This window comes from Stenotrophomonas sp. YJH_SMC_69 (genome assembly GCF_059370495.1).
Window position 1 is genome coordinate 15174 of sequence record NZ_JCAFTS010000006.1, and the last position, 20464, is coordinate 35637.

Sequence of the window (20464 nt, forward strand, 5' to 3'; positions counted from 1 at the left end):
CGCATGTCCTCCAATGCTGCCTCCCTCACCGAACTGCTGATCCGCGAGCGGCCAGCGCTGCTGCGCCGGGTGCAACGGATACTGGGGGGCGACAACGGCGCCGAGGACGTGATCCAGGCGGTGTGGTTCAAGGCGCGTGGGGTCGATGACAGCCAGGCCATCGACAATCCGCGCGCCTATCTGTACCGGCTGGCCGCCAACCTGGCCACCGACCACGGCCGCGAGTCGACCCGGCGCAACCGCCTGTTGGCCGATCACTACCTTTGGGGGCCGGACGAGGTGATCTCCACCGAAGAGCAGGCCATGGCGCAGGACGAGCTGCAGCGGGTACTCGACGCGGCCGGCCATCTGCCGGAGCCGACCCGCACCATCTTCCGGCTCAACCGCCTTCAGGGCCTGACCCAGGCCGAGATCGCACGCCGCCTTGGGGTATCGGTGACCACGGTGGAGAATCACGTACGCACCGCGCTGCAGCGCCTGGCCTGGGCCCGCAGCGGCCGATGATCGCGCCGCCTTGGGGCTGGCCTTCGCGCAAACGTCTTGATCATTGGACCGTGGATGCGGTCCAGTTTCTCCGCCCCGCGCTTGAATGCGCCTGTCCGCCAGCCGATGAGCCCGCCGAACATGCTGCCTGCCGCCAATGACGATGCCCTGGCCGAGCAGGCCCGGGACTGGATCGCGTGGCTGGCCTCGGGCGATATCAGCGACGCGCGCATGCAGGCGTTCGAACACTGGCTGCAACAGCCGGGGCACCGCAGGGCCTTCGAACACGAGCGCGCGCTGTGGCGCAGCGTCGGGCCGCGAGCGCAGCCGGCCCGCGTGGCTGGTCGACGCCCGCGCCGACGGCGTTGGGCCATGGCTGCGGCGGCAATGCTGGCGATGCTGGTGGCATGGCCGGAGGCGTGGCTGCGCCTGCAGTCCGATCACCGCAGCACGCACCAGGTGCAGAACGTACTGCTGCCTGATGGCAGCCGTGCGGTGCTGGACGCCGACAGTGCGATTGCCGTGCACTTTGATGCGAACGCCCGCCAGGTCGAGCTGTTGCGCGGGCGTGCCTGGTTCGAGGTCAGTCCGGATGCGCAGCGACGTTTCAGCGTGCGCGCCGGCAATGGCGTGGTCGAGGACATCTCGACCGCCTTCACCGTGGCGCGGGGCCACGACCAGGTGGAAACCCAGGTCGGGCAGGGCAGGGTACGGATGGCCAGCCCGGTTGACGGTGGCTGGACCTACCTGCAGCAGGGCCAGCGCGCGGCCTACGGTGAACACAGTGGTGTGAGGCGATTGGGGGACGTTGCGGCCGACAGCGTCGGCGCCTGGCGTCAGGGCGAGCTGCTGTTGGAACAGGCCCGCGTCGCTGACGCGGTGCAATGGGTGGGGCGCTATCGCGCTGGCCCGACCTTCGTGCGTGGTGATCTATCGCAGCTGCCGGCGGTAAGCGCGGCGTTGCGCATCGACCGCCCGGAACAGGCGCTGGATGCGCTGGCCGCGACGGCTGGATTGCAGGTGACCCGGCTGCCGCTCGGCGTCGCCATCGTCCATCGGTAGATCCACGCCATTGCCCCGGTGCCGACCAACGGTCGGCACCCACCACTGCAACCAGCCACGCAACCGTCGGCACCCACCACTGCAACCGGGCGCGCAACCGTCGGCACCTGCTTCGACTGCAAATCCCCTTGGGGTTGCCACGCTTTCATCCGTCTTACTCCGCGAACGTACCCGCCGCCGCCACGTACGTCGCCGTGTCCGCCCGTGTTGCGGATGACGCCGCGTTCGCGGCACCGATTACCTGACAGGTTCCCCCATGTTCGACTTCCATCGCCCGGGCCGCGTGCTGCGCCGGTCCCGCCTGTGCATCGCGTTGCTCGCCGCCGGCCTGGCCAGTGCCGCGCCGTCCGTACTGGCGCAGAGCGCCAGCAGCGACCACGCGGCCGTGCTGCGCTTCGATATTCCGGCGCAACCGCTGGATGACGCGCTGCGCAGCTACATGCGCCAGTCCGGTGTGCAGGTGGTCTATCCCGCATCGCTGGCACGTGGCGTAACTTCTCGCGCGGTCGGCGGCAGCCTGTCGGCCAACGAGGCGCTGCAGCAGCTGCTGCAGGGCAGTGGCCTGGCAGTGCGCCGGGTCAGCGCCGATGCGGTCACCCTGGAAGCGGCAACGCCGTTGAAGGCCGACAGTGGTGTGATCGTCACCGACACGCTGAGTGTGGCCGGCGACCGCGTCGGGAGCGGCGCGACCAGTGATGAAGCACGCCTGCTCGACAGCTATCGCAGCGTGGGTTCGACCACCACGCTCAATCGCACGCATCTGGAGCGTTTCCGCGGCACCTCCAACGGCGACATCGTCAAGGGTGTGGCCGGTGTCACCGCCGGTGATCCGCGCGTGGGCAACGGCTTCGACGTCAACATCCGCGGTATCCAGGGCCAGGGCCGCGTGCCGGTGATCATCGACGGTGGCCAGTCCAGCATGGATACCTACCGTGGCTACGCCGGCCAGTCGCAGCGCACCTACCTCGACCCGGACCTGATCTCCAGCCTGACCATCACCAAGGGGCCGAGCCTGCAGGCCAACGCGTCCGGTGGCATCGGCGGCGTGGTCGAGATGGAGACTTTGAAGATCGGTGACGTGCTGCGCGAGGGCCGCGACGTCGGCGTGCGCGTGCGCGGCGGCCTGGCCAATGGCAGTGCCAACAGCCTGCCGTCCTACAGTGCGGCACCGCGCACCGATCGCAGCGCCACCGGCAGCCAGTTCTTCAACGTGGCCGCCGCAGGGCACTGGGACCGCTTCGATCTGGTCGCCGCTTACGCCTACCGTGACAACGGCAACTACTTCTCCGGCCGCCACGGCTACGACGACTTCCCGCAGGATCGGCGCACGCTGGCGCCGCTGAATCCGCCGCGCACCGAGGTTTTCAATACCTCTTCGCGCTCGAAGTCGGCGCTGCTCAAGGGTACCTGGCGCATCGACGACACGCAGACGCTGGAAGCCGGCTATCGCCGCTATGAAGGCACTGCCGGCGAGATCATGGCCTCGCAGATCATCCGCGTGGATCGTGACCGCATTCCACAGTGGGATCCGGGCCACGTCGACATGGACAGCTACAGCCTGCGCTACCGCTTCAATCCGGACAGCGAGCTGATCGACCTGCGCGTCAACGCCGCGTACACCGACACCGACAGCGTGATGTACAACAGCCTGACCGGCATCACCCCGTGGTACTTCGACCGCCGCACCGAGTGGTACGACGCGCCCAGCTTCAGTGGCGACCACGGCTACAAGGATGCCTACCGCAATCCGCTGCGACAGAAGCGCTTCGGCCTGGATGTCAGCAATACCTCGAAGTTCGACACCCGGGCCGGCGCGTTCACGCTGGACTACGGCCTGTCCTACAGCGACGAAGACATCGCGCCGGGCAGTTCGGGGCCGGTCATGCACGACGATCTGGTCAACAACCGTTTCCTGCGCAACGCCGAGCGCAAGGAATACAGCGCGGTGGCCTCGCTGAAGTGGCAGCCCGATGAGCACTGGGAGCTGCTGGCCGGTGGCCGCTGGAACCGCGTGGATGTGCATGACCGCAACCGCCTGGCCACGCCTGATGCCTATGAGGTGCAGGGCCAGTACCGCTACACCGAGCTGCTCAATGGCAATCCGGCGCTGCCGTCGTGGCGGGCCAAGCGCATCGCGCTGCTGAACTGGTACCCGGATGCCAACGGCAACTTCACCCGGGAATCGCTGCTGGCCTCGCCGTACAAGAAGGGCACGGTGGCCGACATCGGTGGCTGGAACTTCTACGACGCTGGCAAGGCGCAGGATCTGGAAGTGCCGGTCAGCTGGAACTGGTCGCAGCCGATCCGCCGCCGCGACAGCGCGTTCTCGCCGACCGCCAGCGTGGCCTATCGCTTCAGCGAAGACACCATGGTCTACGTGAAGTACGCCGAAGGCACCAAGCTGCCGAGCCTGTTCGAGACCACGCTGGGCCTGTTCACCGCCGCCAAACCGGTGGGCGAGCTTAAGCCGGAGCGCGCGCGCAGCTGGGAAATCGGCGCCAGCACCCTCCGCTACGACCTGTTCACTGCCGGCGACCGCGTGGCGCTGAAGCTGGCGTATTTCGATACCCGCATCGACGACCTGATCACCCGTGACTACCGCACGCTGTCGGCGGGCCTGATCCGCAACGTCGACCAGTTCAAGGTTTCGGGCATGGAGTTCCAGTCCAGCTATGACAGCGGCAAGGTATTTGCCGATCTGTCCGCGCACTACTACTTCAAGGCCAAGACCTGCGCGTCGGACATTGCCGCCGAACGCCGTGCCTATGGTGCTCAGCGGAAGAATGACGAGCTGGCCAACACGCCCGACTGCGTGGACGGCGGCTTCGAAGGCTCCTACACCAACACGCAGAACCCGCCGCGCTACATGGTCAACCTGACCCTGGGCTCGCGCCTGTTCGACGAGCGCCTGGCCTTCGGCACCCGCGTGGTCCACAACGCCGGCCCGATCAGCAAGCTGGACAAGGACTGGAACGTGGGCCTGTCGGCGATCCAGCAGTTGTACCGGCCGACCACGCTGGTCGACCTGTTCGCCAGCTGGAGCTTCAACGACCAGCTCTCGGTGGAAGCCGGCGTGGACAACCTGACCGATCGTTACTACCTGGACCCGCTGGCCCTGGGCGTGATGCCGGCACCGGGCCGCACCGCGCGACTGGCGTTGACCTGGAAGTACTGATCGGTCGCGCATGAGCGCTGGGGTCAGATCCCTTTCCTCCGGAAAGGGCTCTGACCCCACCAGCGGGGGATACCCCGCTTACAGCCCCGTCGCCGCCTTCACCGCGTCCTCGTGCAGCGACTCGTTCAGCTCATCCACCACGGTGGTCCATGCCGCATCGGCCTGCAGCGACTCGGACAGGAACTGGCGCTGCGCATCGTTCCAGTACGGTGCCTCGACCACTTCCACATCGGTGGCCAGCTGGTGCTCGCGGATGAAGCGGGCGATGCCCTCGGCGCTGGCGTCCAGGCCCAGCTGCAGGAACAGGTTGGTCATGCGCGGTTCGGTGGTGATCATCGTCGGTTCCTGCGGTAAGAAGGGATGCGCCATTATCGGCGCACATAGCCTTGGGGAAAGCCCCGTGGCGAACGTCTACAGCAGGACGACCCCCTTGGCATCCCCCATGAACGCACACATCGCCCCTGAAGACAGCCGCAGCCTGCGGCTCAAGGCCGCCACCCGCGACAGCCATGGCGCCCTGGACAAGCGCATCATGGCCGGTGACATCTTCGCTGACCGCAGCAACTTCGCCCGGTTCCTGCGCGTGCAGTATCGCTTCCATCGCAGCATCGATGCGCTGTATGCCAACCCTGCGCTGGACGCACTGCTGCCGGACCTGGGCGAGCGCCGCCGCCTGGCCCAGGTGGCGCGCGACCTGCAGGATCTGGAGCAGACGCTGCCCGGGGCCGACATCGCGGCGTTGCCGTCCGATCTGGAACTGCCCGCCGCGTTGGGGTGGCTGTATGTGGCCGAAGGGTCCAACCTGGGCGGCACCGTGCTGTACAAGATGGCCGCCAGGCTCGGCCTGGATCGTGATTTCGGCGCCCGCCACCTGGCCGCGCATCCGGATGGCGCGGCGCGCCACTGGCGCGAGTTCACCGCTGCGCTGGACGCGGTACCGCTGAGTGCCAGGCAGGAGCAGCAGGTGATCGATGCGGCCGACGCCGCGTTCCGCAGCGTGCACGGCCACGTCGAAGTGGAATTCGCCTGATGCCTGGTGCCCGCCTGCGGATGCAGCGCTGATGCGTTGGCTCTGGTTCGCGCTGGGATGGTTGATGGTCGGCCTCGGGGTGATCGGCGCGTTGCTGCCGGTGATGCCGACCACCATCTTCCTGATCGTCGCCGTGGGCTGCTTCGCACGCAGCTCGCCGAAGTTCGAGCGGCGCCTGCTGGCGCATCCGCGCTACGGCCCGTCACTGCGGCTGTGGCGTGAGCAGGGTGCGGTGTCGCGCAAGGGCAAGGCATTCGCCAGTGCCGGCATGGCCGTCGGTTTTGCGCTGTTCTGCTGGGGAGCGCACCCGTCGTGGCGCCTGCTGCTGGGCGTGGGCCTGTTCTTCGCGGTCAGCGCCGGCTACGTGCTCAGCCGACCCGCGCCGCGGCTGCAGCCCCATCCGGTCGTGGAAGTGGACGACGCCAATGATCCGCGTGCGACCCGCCGTCGCGCAGCGACCCCTGATGCTGATGGAAACCGAGACGATGCTGCCTGCTGACCTGGCCCCTGTGGCCGCCCCCGCATTGACCCCGTGGGGCATGTACCTGGCCGCCGACGTGGTGGTGAAGGCCGTGATGATCGCGCTGGCACTGGCGTCGCTGGCCACCTGGACCGTGCTGCTGGCCAAGGGCTGGGAGCTGGCGCGGCAGGCCCGGCAGCTGCGTGCGGCACGCGCGCTGTTGCTGCAGTCCGCACAGCTGCCGACGCAGAGCGAAGAAGCGACCCTGCAACAGGGCGCCGCACTGACGATGCTGGACGCTGCACGCACCGAACTGCGCCTGTCGCAGGAGCTGGACAGCCACGACGGCATCAAGGAGCGCGTCGCCTCGCGCCTGGAACGCATCGAGCTGGAAACCGCGCGCGTGCAGCGGCGCGGTATCGGCGCGCTCGCCAGCATCGGCGCGGTGGCGCCGTTCGTCGGCCTGTTCGGTACGGTGTGGGGGATCATGAACAGTTTCATCGGCATCGCCCACAGCAACACCACCAGCCTGGCGGTGGTTGCGCCCGGCATCGCCGAGGCCCTGTTGGCGACAGCGCTCGGCCTGGTCGCGGCGATTCCCGCGGTGCTGGTCTACAACCATTTCAGCCGCGTGCTGGCCGGCCTGCGGGGGCTGCTCGGCGATCTGTCGGCCGCCGTGCAGCAGCTGGTGTCGCGCGATCTTGATCGTGCCGTCCCGCGTGCCGCTGCGGCGCCGCTGCGCGCGGTGCACTGAGGCGCGACGATGGCGATCAGGACCGCGTCCGACCGCGACGATGCCCCCGAAGAAGCGCACGAGATCAATGTCACGCCCTTCATCGACGTGATGCTGGTGCTGTTGATCATCTTCATGGTGGCCGCACCGCTGGCGACCGTGTCGGTGCCGGTGCAGCTGCCGGCCAGCAGCGCCAGTGCCACGCCGCCCGAACAGGCGCCGGTGTATGTGACTGTGCAGGCCGATCTGTCGCTTCGCGTTGGCGAACAGGCCGTAGCGCGCGACGGGCTGGCGGCTGCATTGCAGGCGGCCACCCACAGTGACACCGCGCAGCGTATCTTCCTGCGCGCCGATACCCACGTGCCCTACGGCGAACTGATGGCCACGCTGGATGCATTGCGTGCGGCCGGTTACCTGAAGGTGGCACTGGTCGGCCTGGAGCAGCGCACGCAATGAGCGGACTGCGGCGCTGGGCGACCAGCCTGGCGATCGTACTGCTGGTGCACGCGCTGTTGATCGGCGCGGCCTGCTGGTGGGTGGCGCGCGCACCGGTGCAGGCTGCAACGGCTCCCCCGGCAGCGCTGACGCTGGAGCTGGCGCCGATGGCGCAGGCACCGCCGGCGCCGCCGCGCGAGGTCGCCACCGGGCCGCTGCAGCAGCAACAGCAGCGGCAGCAGGCGCCAGCGCCAGCCGTGCGTGAGCAACCCAAGGCACCCGTGCAGCCGCAGGGTGAGCTGCCTCCGCCAGAAGCGCCGGAACCAGCGCCCGCGCCGGACAGCGCCGATGCCAACGTCGCGCAGACCAGCGCACCGCCGCAGGTGGCCGCCGACGCTGCCGCACGCTACACCGCGCCGCAGACCACGGCGGGTGAGCGCAGTCGTGCCGAGGCGACCTGGGAAGGACGCCTGCTCGGGCACCTGCAGAAGCACCGGCGCTATCCACGCCAGGCCGAGCGGCTGCGCCAGCAGGGCGTGGTCTACGTGCGCTTTGCCGTGGCCCGGGATGGCGCGGTCTCGGGGTTGAAACTGGGCCGCAGCAGTGGCTTCGCGCTGCTCGACCAGGAGACGCTGGACACCGTGCAGCGGGCCAGCCCGCTGCCGGCGCCGCCGGCCGAAATGGCCGGCGACCCGGTGGAAGTGATGGTGCCGGTGTCGTTCTTCCTGCGTGGGCGGTGATTGACGGTGGGGTCGGATCCCTTTCCGCAGGAAAGGGCTCTGACCCCATCGAAGCCGTCATCCACGCATGGCGCGGATCTACAGCAGCGGCACCAGCAGCAGCGCCACGATGTTGATGATCTTGATCAGCGGATTGATCGCCGGGCCGGCGGTGTCCTTGTACGGGTCACCGACGGTATCGCCGGTCACCGCGGCCTTGTGCGCCTCGCTGCCCTTGCCGCCGAAGTGGCCGTCCTCGATGTACTTCTTGGCGTTGTCCCAGGCACCGCCGCCGGTGGTCATCGAAATGGCCACGAACAGGCCGGTCACGATGGTGCCGATCAGCAGGCCGCCCAGCGCGCGTGGCCCCAGCAGCAAGCCGACCACCACCGGCACCGCCACCGGCAGCAATGACGGCACGATCATTTCGCGGATCGCCGAGCGGGTCAGCATGTCCACCGCCTTGTCGTACTGGGGCTTGCCGGTGCCCTGCATGATGCCGGGGATCTCGCGGAACTGGCGGCGCACTTCCTCCACCACCGCACCGGCGGCGCGGCCGACCGCTTCCATCGCCATCGCACCGAACAGGTAGGGAATCAGGCCGCCGATCAGCAGGCCGATGATCACCGTGTGGTCGCTGAGATCGAAGCGGAACTCCTGGCCGGGATTGGCCGCCTGCAGGTTGTGGGTGTAGTCGGCGAACAGCACCAGTGCGGCCAGCGCCGCCGATCCGATCGCATAGCCCTTGGTCACTGCCTTGGTGGTGTTGCCCACTGCATCCAGCGGATCGGTGATGTCGCGGATCTCCGAGGGCAGCTCGGCCATTTCGGCGATGCCACCGGCGTTGTCGGTGATCGGGCCGTAGGCATCGAGGGCGACGATCATGCCGGCCATCGACAGCATCGCAGTAGCGGCGATGGCGATGCCGTACAGGCCGCCCAGCGCGAAGGCTCCCCAGATCGCCGCACACACCGCCACCACCGGCAGCGCGGTGGACTTCATCGAAATGCCTAGGCCGGCGATGATGTTGGTGCCATGGCCGGTGGTCGAGGCCTGCGCCACGTGCTGCACCGGCTTGTACTGGGTGCCGGTGTAGTACTCGGTGATCCACACGATCAGCCCGGTCAGCACCAACCCGATCAACGCGCAGCCATACAGCGCCATCGGCCCATGCACGTTGTCGGACATCAGCCCGGTGGTGATCGGATAGAACGCAATCGCCGCCAGCACGCCGGAGACGATCACGCCCTTGTACAGCGCACCCATGATCGAGCCGCCCGGCTTCACCTTGACGAACAGCGCACCGATGATCGAGGCGATGATCGATACGCCGCCCAGCACCAGCGGGTAGAGCACCGCGTTGGCGCCGGCCTCGGCCAGCATCAGGCTGCCCAGCAGCATGGTGGCGATCACGGTCACCGCGTAGGTCTCGAACAGGTCGGCGGCCATGCCGGCGCAGTCACCGACGTTGTCACCGACGTTGTCGGCGATCACCGCCGGGTTGCGCGGATCATCTTCGGGAATACCGGCTTCGACCTTGCCGACCAGGTCGGCGCCGACGTCGGCTCCTTTGGTGAAGATGCCGCCGCCCAACCGCGCGAAGATCGAGATCAGCGACGAACCGAACGCCAGCCCGACCAGCGCGTGCAGCGCCTGCTCCATCGGCAGGCCCATGCGCAGCAGCAGTGCGTAGTAGCCTGCCACGCCCAGCAGGCCCAGCCCGACCACCAGCATGCCGGTGATCGCGCCGCCGCGGAAGGCGACGTCCATCGCCGCGCTGATGCCCTGGCGCGCCGCCTCCGCGGTGCGCACGTTGGCGCGCACCGACACGTTCATGCCGATGTAGCCGGCGGCGCCGGACAGCACCGCACCGACCGCGAAACCAATCGCGGTGTACCAGCTGAGGAACACCCCGACCAGCACGAACAGCACCGCGCCGGCGATGCCGATGGTCAGGTACTGACGGTTGAGGTAGGCACGCGCACCTTCCTGGATCGCGGTGGCGATCGCAACCATGCGCTCATTGCCGGTGGGTTGGCGCAGGATCCAGCGCGCCGAGACGATTCCGAACAGGATCGCGAGAATGGCGCAGCCCAGCGCCAGTGACAGCCCGTGACGTTCCAGCATTAGACCCCTCCGCAGAATGGATGTAGGCATCCAGTGGCGATGAACGGCACCACGAGGGGGACGACGGGCTGCAGCCTGGAACCAACCCGTACCGACCTTGGTGGTCGTCCGACGTATGGCGGTGTTCAGCATTCCCTGGTGCCCGCAGTATGCGTGCCGCTCTTTGTAGAGTCGAGCCATGCTCGACTGGCCCGTGGGAGCCGCGCCGCATGACCCGTGGGCGCCCTGCCAATGAACGCGTCGACATGCGCGCGGACCCGCCGCCAGGCAAGGGCATGATTTGCGAGCCACCGGCCTTTGCACCCCGTTAAGCCAGCCTCTGCAAGCCTGCGCGGAGTCCCGATGGAGATCCCTCATGCGCCTGTCCCTGTTGATGCTCGCCGCCCTGGCCCCGGCCGTGCCGGCACTCGCTGCGGAAACCCCGGAGCTGCAGCGTGCCGTGGGCGCACCCCAGGCGGTGGGCGCGGTGCATACGCTGCGGCAGATTCCCGAGGCCTGCGCACGCCTGGAAGGTGCGTTCACCGGCGATGCCGCCGCCCCGTACCGCTTCTCCGCCGTGCGTACCAGCGAGCAGTGCCAGCCACGTGCGCGCTTCGTCGACTACACCAAGGCACAGCCGAGTGCCGACAAGGGCTGGAAGCTCAACGATGTGATCCGCGTGCCCAACGCGGCATGCCCGGCGCAGCAGGCGGTGGTGCGGGTGTGGCGCCTGCCGTCGAGCAACAAGGTCGAGCTGGATGGGCAGGGCCAGTCGCGCATCTATCTGGAAGAGGCCAAGAAGCAGGCGGCAGCCGGCCAGATTCCGCAGGTGACGATGTTCGCCGCGCAGCTGCAGATGGAAGGCAAGGCCTGCAATTGAGATGATGCGTGCGCTGCGCCCACGCAGTCGTCCACGGGTGGTAGTGCCGGCCGCTGGCCGGCATCCGGCTGATCTCACTCCGCCAGCGTCGCCCCGCGCGCCACCAGCAGCTCGCGCAACGCCCTGCGATGGCAATGCGCTTCGTCCTCGCAGTAGCAGCCCACGCTGAGGTCGCTGTGCTGCGACATCGCGGCCAGCAGGTCCAGCGCGTGCGCGGCATCGGGCGCTTTCATCTCGGCCTTGTAGTGGCGGAAGAACGCAGTCCAGTCGGCGGCGGTCTTCGCCTCATGGGCCTGTTTCACCAGCTCCGCGCTGGGTGACAGAGTCGGGAACCAGACGTCGTACCAGTCCCGTTTCGCGAATTCGCTGCGGGGCACGCCGCGCGGTGGTCGCCGCACGGTGCCGATGCGCAGGCCCTCACCGGGTTGGCGCGGGCTGCCGAGACGAACAACACGCAGTGCCATGATGACCTCCAGGCGGGGCGTCCATCATCCTGCGATGCACGTGCGCCAGGCGTGAACCGCTGGGGAAACGAAAAGGCCCGGGCGCCTGCGCACCCGGGCCTTTTCCCATGCCGGCAGCGGTCAGTTGCCGCGGCAGTCCTTCAGCCACAACACCCGACCGATCTGGTCGTAGCTGTCGACCACGCCGGTCAGCGTTACTTTCTCGCGCGGGCGCAGGGCCAGCGCATACGCGGCCTGGTTGGCTGCGAACGAGCAGGAAATGGCCACACGCTCAAAATCGATGCTGCCATCGCTGGGCAGGTCGAAGCTGGTGTTGTAGGTGCCGCCACTGCGCAGCACGGTGGTGATGCGACCGGTGATGGCGTAGGTCTTGCCCTTGTAGCGCGGCTCGACCGCGGCCGGGTTGTCCTTGTTCTGGTTGCGCAGCTGGAAGCCGAAGCGGTCGGCGGCAATGGTCACCACCGAGGCCTGCGGAGTGGCCTTGGCCGCCTGTTCGCCCGCCTTGCCTGGCTTGATCTGGTTGAGCAGCTTGCACATTTCTTCGCGCACGCCGTCGGCCGGGGCGATGGCGCCCTTGTTGACCTTCACCACCATGCCGACGGTGCCCTGGCCGCCTTCGGAGGTGGCACTGATGATCATCGGAATCGGCTTGTGGGCCATGGATTCCGGCTCTTCGATCAGCATCGAGCCGCCTTCCACGTCCTCGCTGAGGACGTCCATGTTGGCGTTCTTGGCGATCACCCGCATCTGGCCAATGGCGCTGGCCACGGTCAGGTCCGGATGGGTGACCGATGAAGTGAAGGTAGTGCCGACGAAGGGATTGCCCTTCTTCTGGAAGTTGCTTTCGCAGGTCGCAGCGAAGGCCGGCGCGGCAGCACCGCACAGCAGCGCGGCGATCAGGATCGGGTGCTTCATGGTTACAGTCCTTGTGGAATGGCAGCACGGGCCCGGGCCTTGAGGGCCGGGCAGCGTCGAATCTGGCTTGCAGCGGCCCCTTTGCCCCGGGCCGGAGCCCGATTGTGGGGCGCTTCGGCGGCCGCCGCAATGCGCCCTGTGCGCCGCACAGGACGCAGGCACACTTCAGCCCTCGAAGGCCGGCAGCTTCTGCTTCACCGCCACGTTCTTCAGTGTCACGTACTTCGGCAGGCCGTCGGTGCCATAGGGAAGCGGCGCTTCGCCCTTGATCAGCGGCGACAGGTAGGCGCGCGCCTTGGCGGTGATGCCGAAGCCATCGCGGCGGATGAAGCCGGCTGGCATCTTCTTCTCGTGGTTGGCGATCTTCGACAGCGGGGCCGCTTCGATCTTCCAGCGATAGGGCGCATCGCTGCTGCGCACGATCACCGGCATCACGCCGTTCTGGCCCTTCAGTGCCAGCTGCACGGCGGCCTTGCCGACCGCCTGTGCCTGCTCCCAGTCGGTCCTGCTGGCCAGGTGGCGGGCCGAGCGCTGCAGGTAGTCGGGCAGCGCCCAGTGCACCTTCAGGCCCAGCTGGTCCTTGACCCGTGCAGCAAGGTGCGCGGCCACGCCGCCCAGCTGCGAGTGACCGAACGAGTCCTTGCCGCCGCCTGCGTCGGCGACGAAGCGGCCATCTGCGGTCGCGATACCTTCCGACGCCACCACCACGCAGTAGCCGACGCGCTCGACCACGGCCTTCACCTTGGCCAGGAATGCGGCCTCGTCGTAGGCGCGCTCGGGCAGCAGGATGATGTGCGGTGCTTCGTCATCACCGTTGCCAGCCAGGCCGGCGGCCGCGGCCAGCCAGCCGGCGTGGCGGCCCATCGCCTCGTAAATGAAGACGCGGGTGGAGGTCTCGGCCATCGCCGCCACGTCCAGCGCCGCCTCGCGCACCGAGACGGCGGTGTACTTGGCCGCCGAGCCGAAGCCGGGGCAGGTGTCGGTCACCGCCAGATCGTTGTCGATGGTCTTGGGCACGCCAATGCAGGTCAGGTCGTAGCCGGAGGCCTTGGCCAGCTGCGAGACCTTCAGCGCGGTATCGGCCGAGTCGTTGCCGCCGTTGTAGAGGAACCAGCGCACGTCGTGCGCGCGCAGCACCTCCAGCAGGCGGTCGTAGCGGGCGCGGTCGGCGTCCAGCGATTTCAGCTTGACCCGGCACGAGCCGAAGGCACCGCCCGGGGTATGGGCCAGCGCGCGGATGGCCGCGGCACTCTCCTTGCTGGTGTCGATCAGCTCCTCGCGCAGGGCGCCGAGGATGCCGTTGCGGGCGGCCAGGACCTTGATGCCCTTGGCCCGCGCCTGCTCGATCACCGCCGCCGCCGTGGCGTTGATGACGGCGGTGACACCGCCGGACTGGGCATAAAGGAGAGTACCGTTGCGCACGCTTCTACCTGCTCGGGGGAGGGGACATTGCAGGGACATTACCCGGATGCGGTAAAGTGGCGCTATTGCGGTGCAGCGATACCGGACCGTCCGGGACGCGAACCTTCTTTGTTTTCAACACGTTGGAGTCAGGTCAAATGCGATTGGTTCTGTTGGGACCGCCCGGTTCGGGCAAGGGGACACAGGCGACGCGCCTGAAGGAAAAGCTGGGCATCGCCCACATTTCGACCGGTGACATGCTGCGCGCGGAAATCGCCGCCGGCACCGAGCTGGGCAAGCAGGCCAAGACGGTGATGGATGCCGGCAACCTGGTGTCGGACGACATCCTGCTGGGCATGCTGGAGTCGCGCCTGACCCAGGCTGATGTCGCCAAGGGCTTCATCCTCGATGGCTACCCGCGCAACGTGGCCCAGGCCAATGCGATGGACGGCCTGCTGGCCAAGATCGGCCAGCCGCTGGACGCCGTGGTGCAGCTGGACGTGGCCACCGAGCTGCTGGTGGATCGCATCGCCGGTCGTGCCAAGGAGCAGGGCCGCGCCGACGACAATCCGGAAGCGGTGCGCCAGCGCCTGCAGGTCTACAACGAGCAGACCGCCCCGGTGGTCGATTTCTACGCCGGCCGTGGCACCCTGGCCCGCGTCGATGGCGTCGGTGAGCTGGACGAGATCGAAGCCCGCATCCTGGCGGCAATCAAGGCCTGATCCGGCCGGGCCGGCGCGAATTGCCGGCTCCCCGGGCGCAAAAAAACACAGGCCTGGTCCGCGAGGATCAGGCCTGTGTCGTTTGACAGGCGCCAGCGAAGGGCTTGCTCAGGGCCCCGCAGCATGAGCTCCCTTGGGGATGGCCTCTTGGGGAGTAGGACCGGTTCGGGTACTGCGGCTGGCAGTTCGAATTGTGTCCGGGTTCACAGAACATCGCTATCGGGAATTCCCTGACAGCTGATTGGAGTTTTCTCACATCCCGTGTAGGGGTTGTCTTACCCGATAGCGGACATTGGCCCTATACAGCCGTCATCGGTCACAATCCTCGGTCATGAGCAGCGTACATATCCTTGCAATTGCCGGCACCTTCATGGGCGGCGTGGCCGCCCTGGCGCGGGAACTCGGGCATTCCGTCAGCGGCAGCGACCAGGCCATCTACCCGCCGATGTCGACCCAGCTCGAACAGCTGGGCATCACCCTGGACCAGGGCTACCGTGCCGACAGCGTGCCGGCCGGCACCGACGAGGTGGTGATCGGCAACGCGCTGTCGCGCGGCAATGCCGCCGTGGAAGCCGTGCTCGATGCCGGCCAGCGCTATATATCCGGTGCGCAGTGGCTGTCCGAGCAGGTGCTGCCGGGCCGCGACACGCTGGCCGTGGCCGGTACCCATGGCAAGACCACCACCACCACCACCATCCTCACCTGGCTGCTGGAAAGTGCAGGGCGCTCGCCCGGCTTCCTGATCGGCGGCGTCGCCGAGGATTTCGGAGTCTCCGCGCGCCTGGGCCAGGGCCGCGAGTTCGTGGTCGAAGCCGATGAGTACGACACGGCCTTCTTCGACAAGCGCAGCAAGTTCGTGCACTACCGGCCGCTGGTGGCCATCCTCAACAATCTTGAATACGACCACGCCGACATCTTCCCGGACGTGGCGGCGATCCAGCGCCAGTTCCACCACCTGGTGCGTACCGTGCCCGCACGTGGGCGGCTGATCGTCAACGGCGAGGATCAGCGCCTGGCCGAAGTGCTGGCGATGGGCTGCTGGACTCCGGTCGAGCGGTTTGGTTTCGATCCGTCGCTGGAGTGGCATGCCGAGCTGCTGGCCGCCGATGGCAGCGCGTTCCGCGTGCACCATCGTGGGCAGGCGCTGGGCGACGTGCAGTGGTCGCTGCTGGGCCGCCACAACGTGCTCAACGGGCTGGCCGCGCTGGCCGCTGCGCATGCAGTGGGCGTGGCGCCGGCCACGGTGATCCCGGCGCTGGCGCGCTTCCGCAGCGTCAAGCGCCGCATGGAAGTGATCGGCAGCCATGGCGGCATCACCGTCTACGACGATTTCGCCCATCACCCCACCGCGATCGCCACCACGCTGGAGGGCCTGCGTGCCAGGGTCGGCGATGCGCGCATCGTGGTTGCGATGGAACCGCGCAGCAACTCGATGCGGTTGGGCGCACATGCGCAGGCACTGGCACCGTCGCTGGCGCTGGCTGATGAAGTGGTGTTCCTGCATCGCCCGGAACTGGCCTGGGATGCCGCTGCGGTGATCGCTGCGGTACGTGGTGACGCCCACGCGGTGCCGGATACCGACGCATTGCTGGCGCAGCTGCAGTCCAGCGTGCGCAGTGGCGACCACGTGGTGTTCATGTCCAACGGTGGCTTCGACGGCGCCCCGCGCCGCTTCCTCGCCGCGTTGCAGGCCCGATGAGCGTCGACAGCCCGCTGCCGCTGTTTCCGCTGCACACCACGCTGGTGCCGGGTGCGGCGGTGGGCCTGCGTGTTTTCGAGCGCCGCTATCTGGACCTGGTCCGCGACAGCGGCCGCAGTGGTGAGGGGTTCGGTGTCTGCCTGATCCTCGATGGCGAGGAAGTCGGCGCACCGGCGACGCCGGCGGCCTACGGTGTGCAGGTGCGCATCGAAGACTTCGATGTCGGTGCCGATGGCGTGCTGCAGCTTCGCCTGCGCGGCACCCGCCGTTTCCATGTGGAGCGTACCCGCGTGCGCGACAACGGCCTGGTGGTGGCCGACGTGCGCTGGTGCGAGGAAGACCCGGACGACGAACTGCGACCACAGCACGCGCTGCTGGCCACGGTGCTGGGGCACATCATCGAACAGGCCGGCGAGGCTTATGCGCCGTCCAACCCGGCGTTGCTGGACCAGGCCAGCTGGGTCGGCTGGCGGCTGGCCGAGCTGTTGCCGCTGAGCGAGCAGCAGCGCCTGCAGCTGCTGCAGATGGACGACCCGCACCAGCGATTGCAGCAGTTGCTGGGCTGGATGCCGTAGCAGCCTGCCTTGGGTGGGTGTGCACCTTGGTGCACACGCTGGGGCATGCGTGGAATGCCATCCACGCACGGCGTGGATCTACTGTAGAGCCGAGCCTATGCTCGGCTTGATGGTTCCCGCGAAGAGCAGCCGAGCATGGGCTCGGCTCTACAGTGGGTGATCGCGCACCGGTGCCGGTCAGGGCGCCGTGGTCTTCAACCGCAGCACCGGCAACCCGGTTTCGCTTTGCACATCCTCGCGCTGCGGCAGGTCCTGCACGGCGTCCTTCACTGCGTTGAGCGCCGGGTCGACGCCACGCAGCGGGTGCCACATGCCGATCCACTCGAAATGACGCTCGTAGCGCAGGGTCTGCGCACTGCCCAGCCATAGCGGCGTATTGCCCGGTTGCAACTGCGCAGGGGCTGGCCACAGGCGCAGTACGTAGCGCTCATCGCGGTGTGTACCCGGGCGCACCATCAACAGCGCTTCCACGCGCGTGTCCAGCGTGGCTGGCAGCACCGGCAGTTCGTCGGCACCCGTGTTCTTGTCCAGCATCAGCAGCGCCTCCTGCCAGCCGGCCTGTTCCTGCCGCTTCCAGCCGCGTGCTTCCAGCTGCGCCTGCAGCGGGGCCAGCGGGCCCGCCACCTGCACGTCCAGCGGCCAGCGCTGGTCGTCGTCGAACTCGTTGCGGCGCGCCGGCAGTGTCGCCCAGTCGTGCTGCCACCAGGCCTGCATGTCCATCGCCTGCGCCGCCGGCAGGGTCGGCTCGAAGCGTTCCAGCTTCACCGGAATGTGGCGCGGCGCGTACCACATCGCCGCCACGGCGAAGACACCGTAGAACAGCCACGCCACCGGCTTCACCCAGAACGAGCGGTTGAAGCGGCGGCGGTAGGCGATGCCCAGCACCAGCAGCCAGAACGTACCGAACAGCATGCCGCCGATCACATCGCTCAGCCAGTGCGCGCCCAGGTACAGGCGCGAGAAGCCGATCAGGCTGACCACGATGCCCGACACCAGGTACGGCCAGACACGGGTGCGGCCAGGCATCTCGCGGGCGATCAGCACCGCGAAGAAGCCGAAGGTGATGGTGGCCATGGTCACCGACACCGACGGGAAGCCAAAGCCACTGCTGGCATCGACCGGTCGCACCACATCCACCGTTGCGCCGAGCAGCATGGTCAACGCCAGGCCGAAGGCAAGCGCGGCCAGCCAGTGCGCGGCTGCCATCCAGCGGCGGCGCCAGATCAGGTAGCCCATCGCTGCAGCGGTGGCCGGCAACAACACCTGCCAGGCGCCCAGCGATGCCAGCGCGGCCATCGGGTAATCGGCCAGCGGATTGCGCAGCGCCAGCATGGCCTGGTGCACCAGCAGGTCGATCGCCAGCGGCTCGCCATGGGCGACCACCACGGTCAGCAGCGCGAACCAGCCCCAGCCCAGCACCAGCAGCATCAGCGCCAGCATCGCCAGCGGCACCGACTCGCGGCGCTTCGGGTCCAGCACACCGACGGTGTAGCGGCCCAGCGTCGGGTGCCGGTTGGACCAGTCCAGCAGCCGCGCCAGCCAGTTGTCCATGCGCGCGGCCGACCAGCGGTAGCCGTACAGCACGATGGCCCAGACCAGGCCGAGGATCACTGCCAGCAGGCCGACCACCACCACCAGGCGCCCTGCGACGGCGGCCACCGCGTCGTAGGCCTCGCCGAGCACCCAGCCCGGTGCCAGGAACAGCACCGCCCACGAAATGCTGGCGATGCCACTGGCCTGCATGTAGCGGCTGGCCGGCATTTTCATCATGCCGGCGATGGCCGGCACGAACGGCCGGATCGCGCCCACGTAGCGTGCTACCAGGATGCTCTTGAAAGCATTGCGGCGGAACAGGTTTTCGCCGCGGTCGAGCAGCTGCGGGTAACGGCTGAAGGGCCACACGCCACGCAGGCGGTCACCCCAGCGGCGCCCGATCCAGTAACTGATGCCATCACCGGCGAATGCGCCCAGTGCGGCTGCCGCCACCGCATACGGCCCGGAGATCTGGCCCAGCCCGATGAACACGCCCACCGCGAACAGCAGCGGCAGGGCCGGCACGATGGCGCCGAGAATGATCACCGCATCGCAGAAGGCGATGAGGAAGATAACGGCACCCGCCAGCACGGGGTGAGCGGCAATCCACGCGAGGGTGGCGTCGATCCATGAAGAGTCCATTGCCCGATTATAGGGGCGTGAAGGTGACTGGTTCCCAGCCGCTTGGTGACCGTTTGCAACGGGCGCCATCGCCTAGAATGGGCACATGCCGCATTCGTCAGACACGCCCTCGCACGCCCTGAAGGCCGACAGCTTCGGTCGCATCCTCCTTGTGGAAGGGCCGGCCGGCTCCTTTGTACGCCGTGATCTGGGCGCCACACCACTGTGGTTGCGGCTGCCGGCCTGGTGGCTGGCCCGCCGTGAAGCACGCGCACTGCGCCACATCCACGGCATGGCCGATGTGCCGCAGCTGCTGGCGTGGGATGGACGTCATCTCGACCGCAGCTTCATGGCCGGCGACGCCATGTACCAGCGTCCGCCTCGCGGTGACCTGGCCTGGTTCCGCGCCGCGCGTCGCCTGCTGCAGCAGCTGCATCGCAATGGCGTGGCCCACAACGATCTGGCCAAGGAAGCCAACTGGCTGGTCACCGACGATGGCCGCCCGGCGCTGATCGACTTCCAGCTGGCGGTGATCGGCAACCCGCGCTCGCGCTGGATGCGCCTGCTGGCCCGTGAGGACCTGCGCCACCTGCTCAAGCACAAGCGCATGTACTGCCGCGAGTCGCTCACCCCGGTGGAAAAGCGGGTGCTCAAGCGCACCTCCTGGGTGCGCGAGCTGTGGTTCGCCACCGGCAAGCCGGTCTACCGCTTCGTCACCCGCCGCATCCTGCATTGGGAAGACAACGAGGGGCAGGGGCCGAAGCCGTGAGCCGTACGCAGGTGGTGACCGGCCCGCCGAGTGCAGGCAGCATCCTGCGCCCACAGCTGGCTGGCGCCGACTTCGTGCACGCCTGCCAGGCGACGACCCGTCGTGATGGGCGCTCGGCCTTGCAGGCCTATCGCGACATGGCGGCGACCATTCCCGGCTGGTTCGATGGGCTGATGGCACTGCGCAATCGCGGCATGCGCCTGCTCGGCATGAAGCACCTGGGCTCGTTGCGTGCGGTACAGGACATCGCGCAGCCGCGTCCGGGGCAACGGCTGGGCATCTTCACCCTGCAGTCGCTGGATGACGATGCCATCGTGCTGGAAGACGACGACCGCCACCTGCGTGTGCAGCTGGCCCTGCAGTGGCAGGGCGATGTGCTGGAAGTGGCGACGGTGGTCCATACGCACAACGCGTTCGGGCGCGTGTACATGCTGCCGGTTGCACCCGTGCATCGGCTGATCGTGCCGCATCTGCTGAGGAAGCAGGTGCAGGCGTACCGGTAGATCCACGCCATGCGTGGGTGCATTAAGCAATTCAATGGTCGCGTGCAAGTGCCAGATGATTGCCGTTGACGACCCCTTCCATCTGTTCGCAGCGCTCGCCTAGAATCAGGAACGAGAGAGTCGCATGGAAGCAACGTCGCGCCGTCCTGGCGCGGCTACGCATGCGGACGCGAGGGGAA

20 protein-coding genes are annotated in these 20464 nt (G+C 67.9%); 14 read left to right on the forward strand and 6 right to left on the reverse strand.

The features are described 5' to 3' along the window. Positions 1 to 3 precede the first annotated feature (3 nt). The 3 genes from AC5P8F_RS11960 to AC5P8F_RS11970 all read left to right on the forward strand — a co-directional run bounded on the left by AC5P8F_RS11960 (position 4) and on the right by AC5P8F_RS11970 (position 4720). The gene (locus AC5P8F_RS11960) at positions 4 to 504 is read left to right on the forward strand and encodes an RNA polymerase sigma factor (protein ID WP_014038389.1); all 501 of its coding nucleotides are present in this window, start codon (positions 4 to 6) and stop codon (positions 502 to 504) included. Positions 505 to 609: 105 nt separating this feature from the next. Next, complete coding sequence (locus AC5P8F_RS11965; protein ID WP_049408701.1) at positions 610 to 1545, forward strand: FecR family protein; 936 nt, start codon at positions 610 to 612, stop codon at positions 1543 to 1545. A gap of 256 nt (positions 1546 to 1801) precedes the next feature. Continuing rightward, positions 1802 to 4720, forward strand: a complete 2919-nt coding sequence (locus tag AC5P8F_RS11970) for a TonB-dependent receptor (protein WP_495228240.1) — start codon at positions 1802 to 1804, stop codon at positions 4718 to 4720. Positions 4721 to 4798: 78 nt separating this feature from the next. Here AC5P8F_RS11970 and AC5P8F_RS11975 read toward each other — a convergent pair whose 3' ends face one another. Further along, a complete protein-coding gene (locus AC5P8F_RS11975; protein WP_006390068.1) occupies positions 4799 to 5056 on the reverse strand; it encodes a DUF2789 domain-containing protein in 258 nt (85 codons plus the stop codon). A 106-nt stretch (positions 5057 to 5162) separates the two neighbouring features. Between AC5P8F_RS11975 and AC5P8F_RS11980 the strand changes: the two genes are divergently transcribed. From AC5P8F_RS11980 to AC5P8F_RS12000, 5 genes are read left to right on the forward strand one after another with little or no spacing between them, the layout of a single operon-like run. After that, complete coding sequence (locus AC5P8F_RS11980; protein WP_075076023.1) at positions 5163 to 5750, forward strand: biliverdin-producing heme oxygenase; 588 nt, start codon at positions 5163 to 5165, stop codon at positions 5748 to 5750. Positions 5751 to 5781: 31 nt separating this feature from the next. Beyond that, the gene (locus AC5P8F_RS11985; protein ID WP_495228241.1) at positions 5782 to 6249 is read left to right on the forward strand and encodes a YbaN family protein; all 468 of its coding nucleotides are present in this window, start codon (positions 5782 to 5784) and stop codon (positions 6247 to 6249) included. Next, positions 6236 to 6964, forward strand: coding sequence for a tonB-system energizer ExbB (gene exbB / locus AC5P8F_RS11990; RefSeq protein ID WP_014648318.1), 729 nt, complete (start codon positions 6236 to 6238; stop codon positions 6962 to 6964). Before AC5P8F_RS11985 ends, exbB begins: the two co-directional genes overlap by 14 nt. Before the next feature lie 9 nt (positions 6965 to 6973). Next, positions 6974 to 7399, forward strand: a complete 426-nt coding sequence (exbD, locus tag AC5P8F_RS11995) for a TonB system transport protein ExbD (RefSeq protein WP_053495202.1) — start codon at positions 6974 to 6976, stop codon at positions 7397 to 7399. After that, complete coding sequence (locus tag AC5P8F_RS12000) at positions 7396 to 8118, forward strand: energy transducer TonB (RefSeq protein WP_126411337.1); 723 nt, start codon at positions 7396 to 7398, stop codon at positions 8116 to 8118. The genes exbD and AC5P8F_RS12000 overlap by 4 nt, the downstream gene beginning before the upstream one ends. 78 nt (positions 8119 to 8196) lie before the next feature. On the opposite strand, the gene AC5P8F_RS12005 is transcribed toward AC5P8F_RS12000, so the two are convergent. Continuing rightward, a complete protein-coding gene (locus tag AC5P8F_RS12005; RefSeq protein ID WP_495228242.1) occupies positions 8197 to 10224 on the reverse strand; it encodes a sodium-translocating pyrophosphatase in 2028 nt (675 codons plus the stop codon). A gap of 355 nt (positions 10225 to 10579) precedes the next feature. Here AC5P8F_RS12005 and AC5P8F_RS12010 point away from each other — a divergent pair, with 355 nt between their 5' ends. Continuing rightward, positions 10580 to 11083 (forward strand): hypothetical protein, encoded by a 504-nt coding sequence (locus AC5P8F_RS12010; RefSeq protein WP_014648314.1) that lies wholly within the window; start codon positions 10580 to 10582, stop codon positions 11081 to 11083. 74 nt (positions 11084 to 11157) lie between these two features. On the opposite strand, the gene AC5P8F_RS12015 is transcribed toward AC5P8F_RS12010, so the two are convergent. From AC5P8F_RS12015 to AC5P8F_RS12025, 3 genes are all read right to left on the reverse strand, one after another. Further along, the gene (locus AC5P8F_RS12015) at positions 11158 to 11547 is read right to left on the reverse strand and encodes a DUF488 domain-containing protein (RefSeq protein WP_014648313.1); all 390 of its coding nucleotides are present in this window, start codon (positions 11545 to 11547) and stop codon (positions 11158 to 11160) included. 120 nt (positions 11548 to 11667) lie between these two features. Continuing rightward, entirely contained in the window at positions 11668 to 12462 is a 795-nt protein-coding gene (locus AC5P8F_RS12020; RefSeq protein ID WP_046432358.1) for a hypothetical protein, read from the reverse strand. Between the two features lie 165 nt (positions 12463 to 12627). Further along, entirely contained in the window at positions 12628 to 13884 is a 1257-nt protein-coding gene (locus AC5P8F_RS12025) for a 6-phosphofructokinase (protein ID WP_014648312.1), read from the reverse strand. 137 nt (positions 13885 to 14021) lie between these two features. Between AC5P8F_RS12025 and AC5P8F_RS12030 the strand changes: the two genes are divergently transcribed. The 3 genes from AC5P8F_RS12030 (at position 14022) to AC5P8F_RS12040 (ending at position 16859) form a co-directional block, all read left to right on the forward strand. Beyond that, entirely contained in the window at positions 14022 to 14585 is a 564-nt protein-coding gene (locus tag AC5P8F_RS12030; RefSeq protein ID WP_032956019.1) for an adenylate kinase, read from the forward strand. Between the two features lie 331 nt (positions 14586 to 14916). After that, entirely contained in the window at positions 14917 to 16284 is a 1368-nt protein-coding gene (gene mpl, locus AC5P8F_RS12035) for a UDP-N-acetylmuramate:L-alanyl-gamma-D-glutamyl-meso-diaminopimelate ligase (protein ID WP_495228244.1), read from the forward strand. Continuing rightward, entirely contained in the window at positions 16281 to 16859 is a 579-nt protein-coding gene (locus tag AC5P8F_RS12040) for an LON peptidase substrate-binding domain-containing protein (RefSeq protein ID WP_032956024.1), read from the forward strand. Before mpl ends, AC5P8F_RS12040 begins: the two co-directional genes overlap by 4 nt. A gap of 177 nt (positions 16860 to 17036) precedes the next feature. On the opposite strand, the gene AC5P8F_RS12045 is transcribed toward AC5P8F_RS12040, so the two are convergent. After that, complete coding sequence (locus tag AC5P8F_RS12045; protein ID WP_495228246.1) at positions 17037 to 19034, reverse strand: bifunctional DedA family/phosphatase PAP2 family protein; 1998 nt, start codon at positions 19032 to 19034, stop codon at positions 17037 to 17039. Between the two features lie 85 nt (positions 19035 to 19119). On the opposite strand from AC5P8F_RS12045, the gene AC5P8F_RS12050 reads away from it, so the two are divergent. Continuing rightward, positions 19120 to 19782 (forward strand): serine/threonine-protein kinase, encoded by a 663-nt coding sequence (locus tag AC5P8F_RS12050; RefSeq protein ID WP_014648307.1) that lies wholly within the window; start codon positions 19120 to 19122, stop codon positions 19780 to 19782. Then, on the forward strand, positions 19779 to 20285 hold the full coding sequence (locus AC5P8F_RS12055; RefSeq protein WP_041863783.1) for a DUF2867 domain-containing protein: 507 nt from the start codon (positions 19779 to 19781) through the stop codon (positions 20283 to 20285). The genes AC5P8F_RS12050 and AC5P8F_RS12055 overlap by 4 nt, the downstream gene beginning before the upstream one ends. Positions 20286 to 20464: the final 179 nt, after the last annotated feature.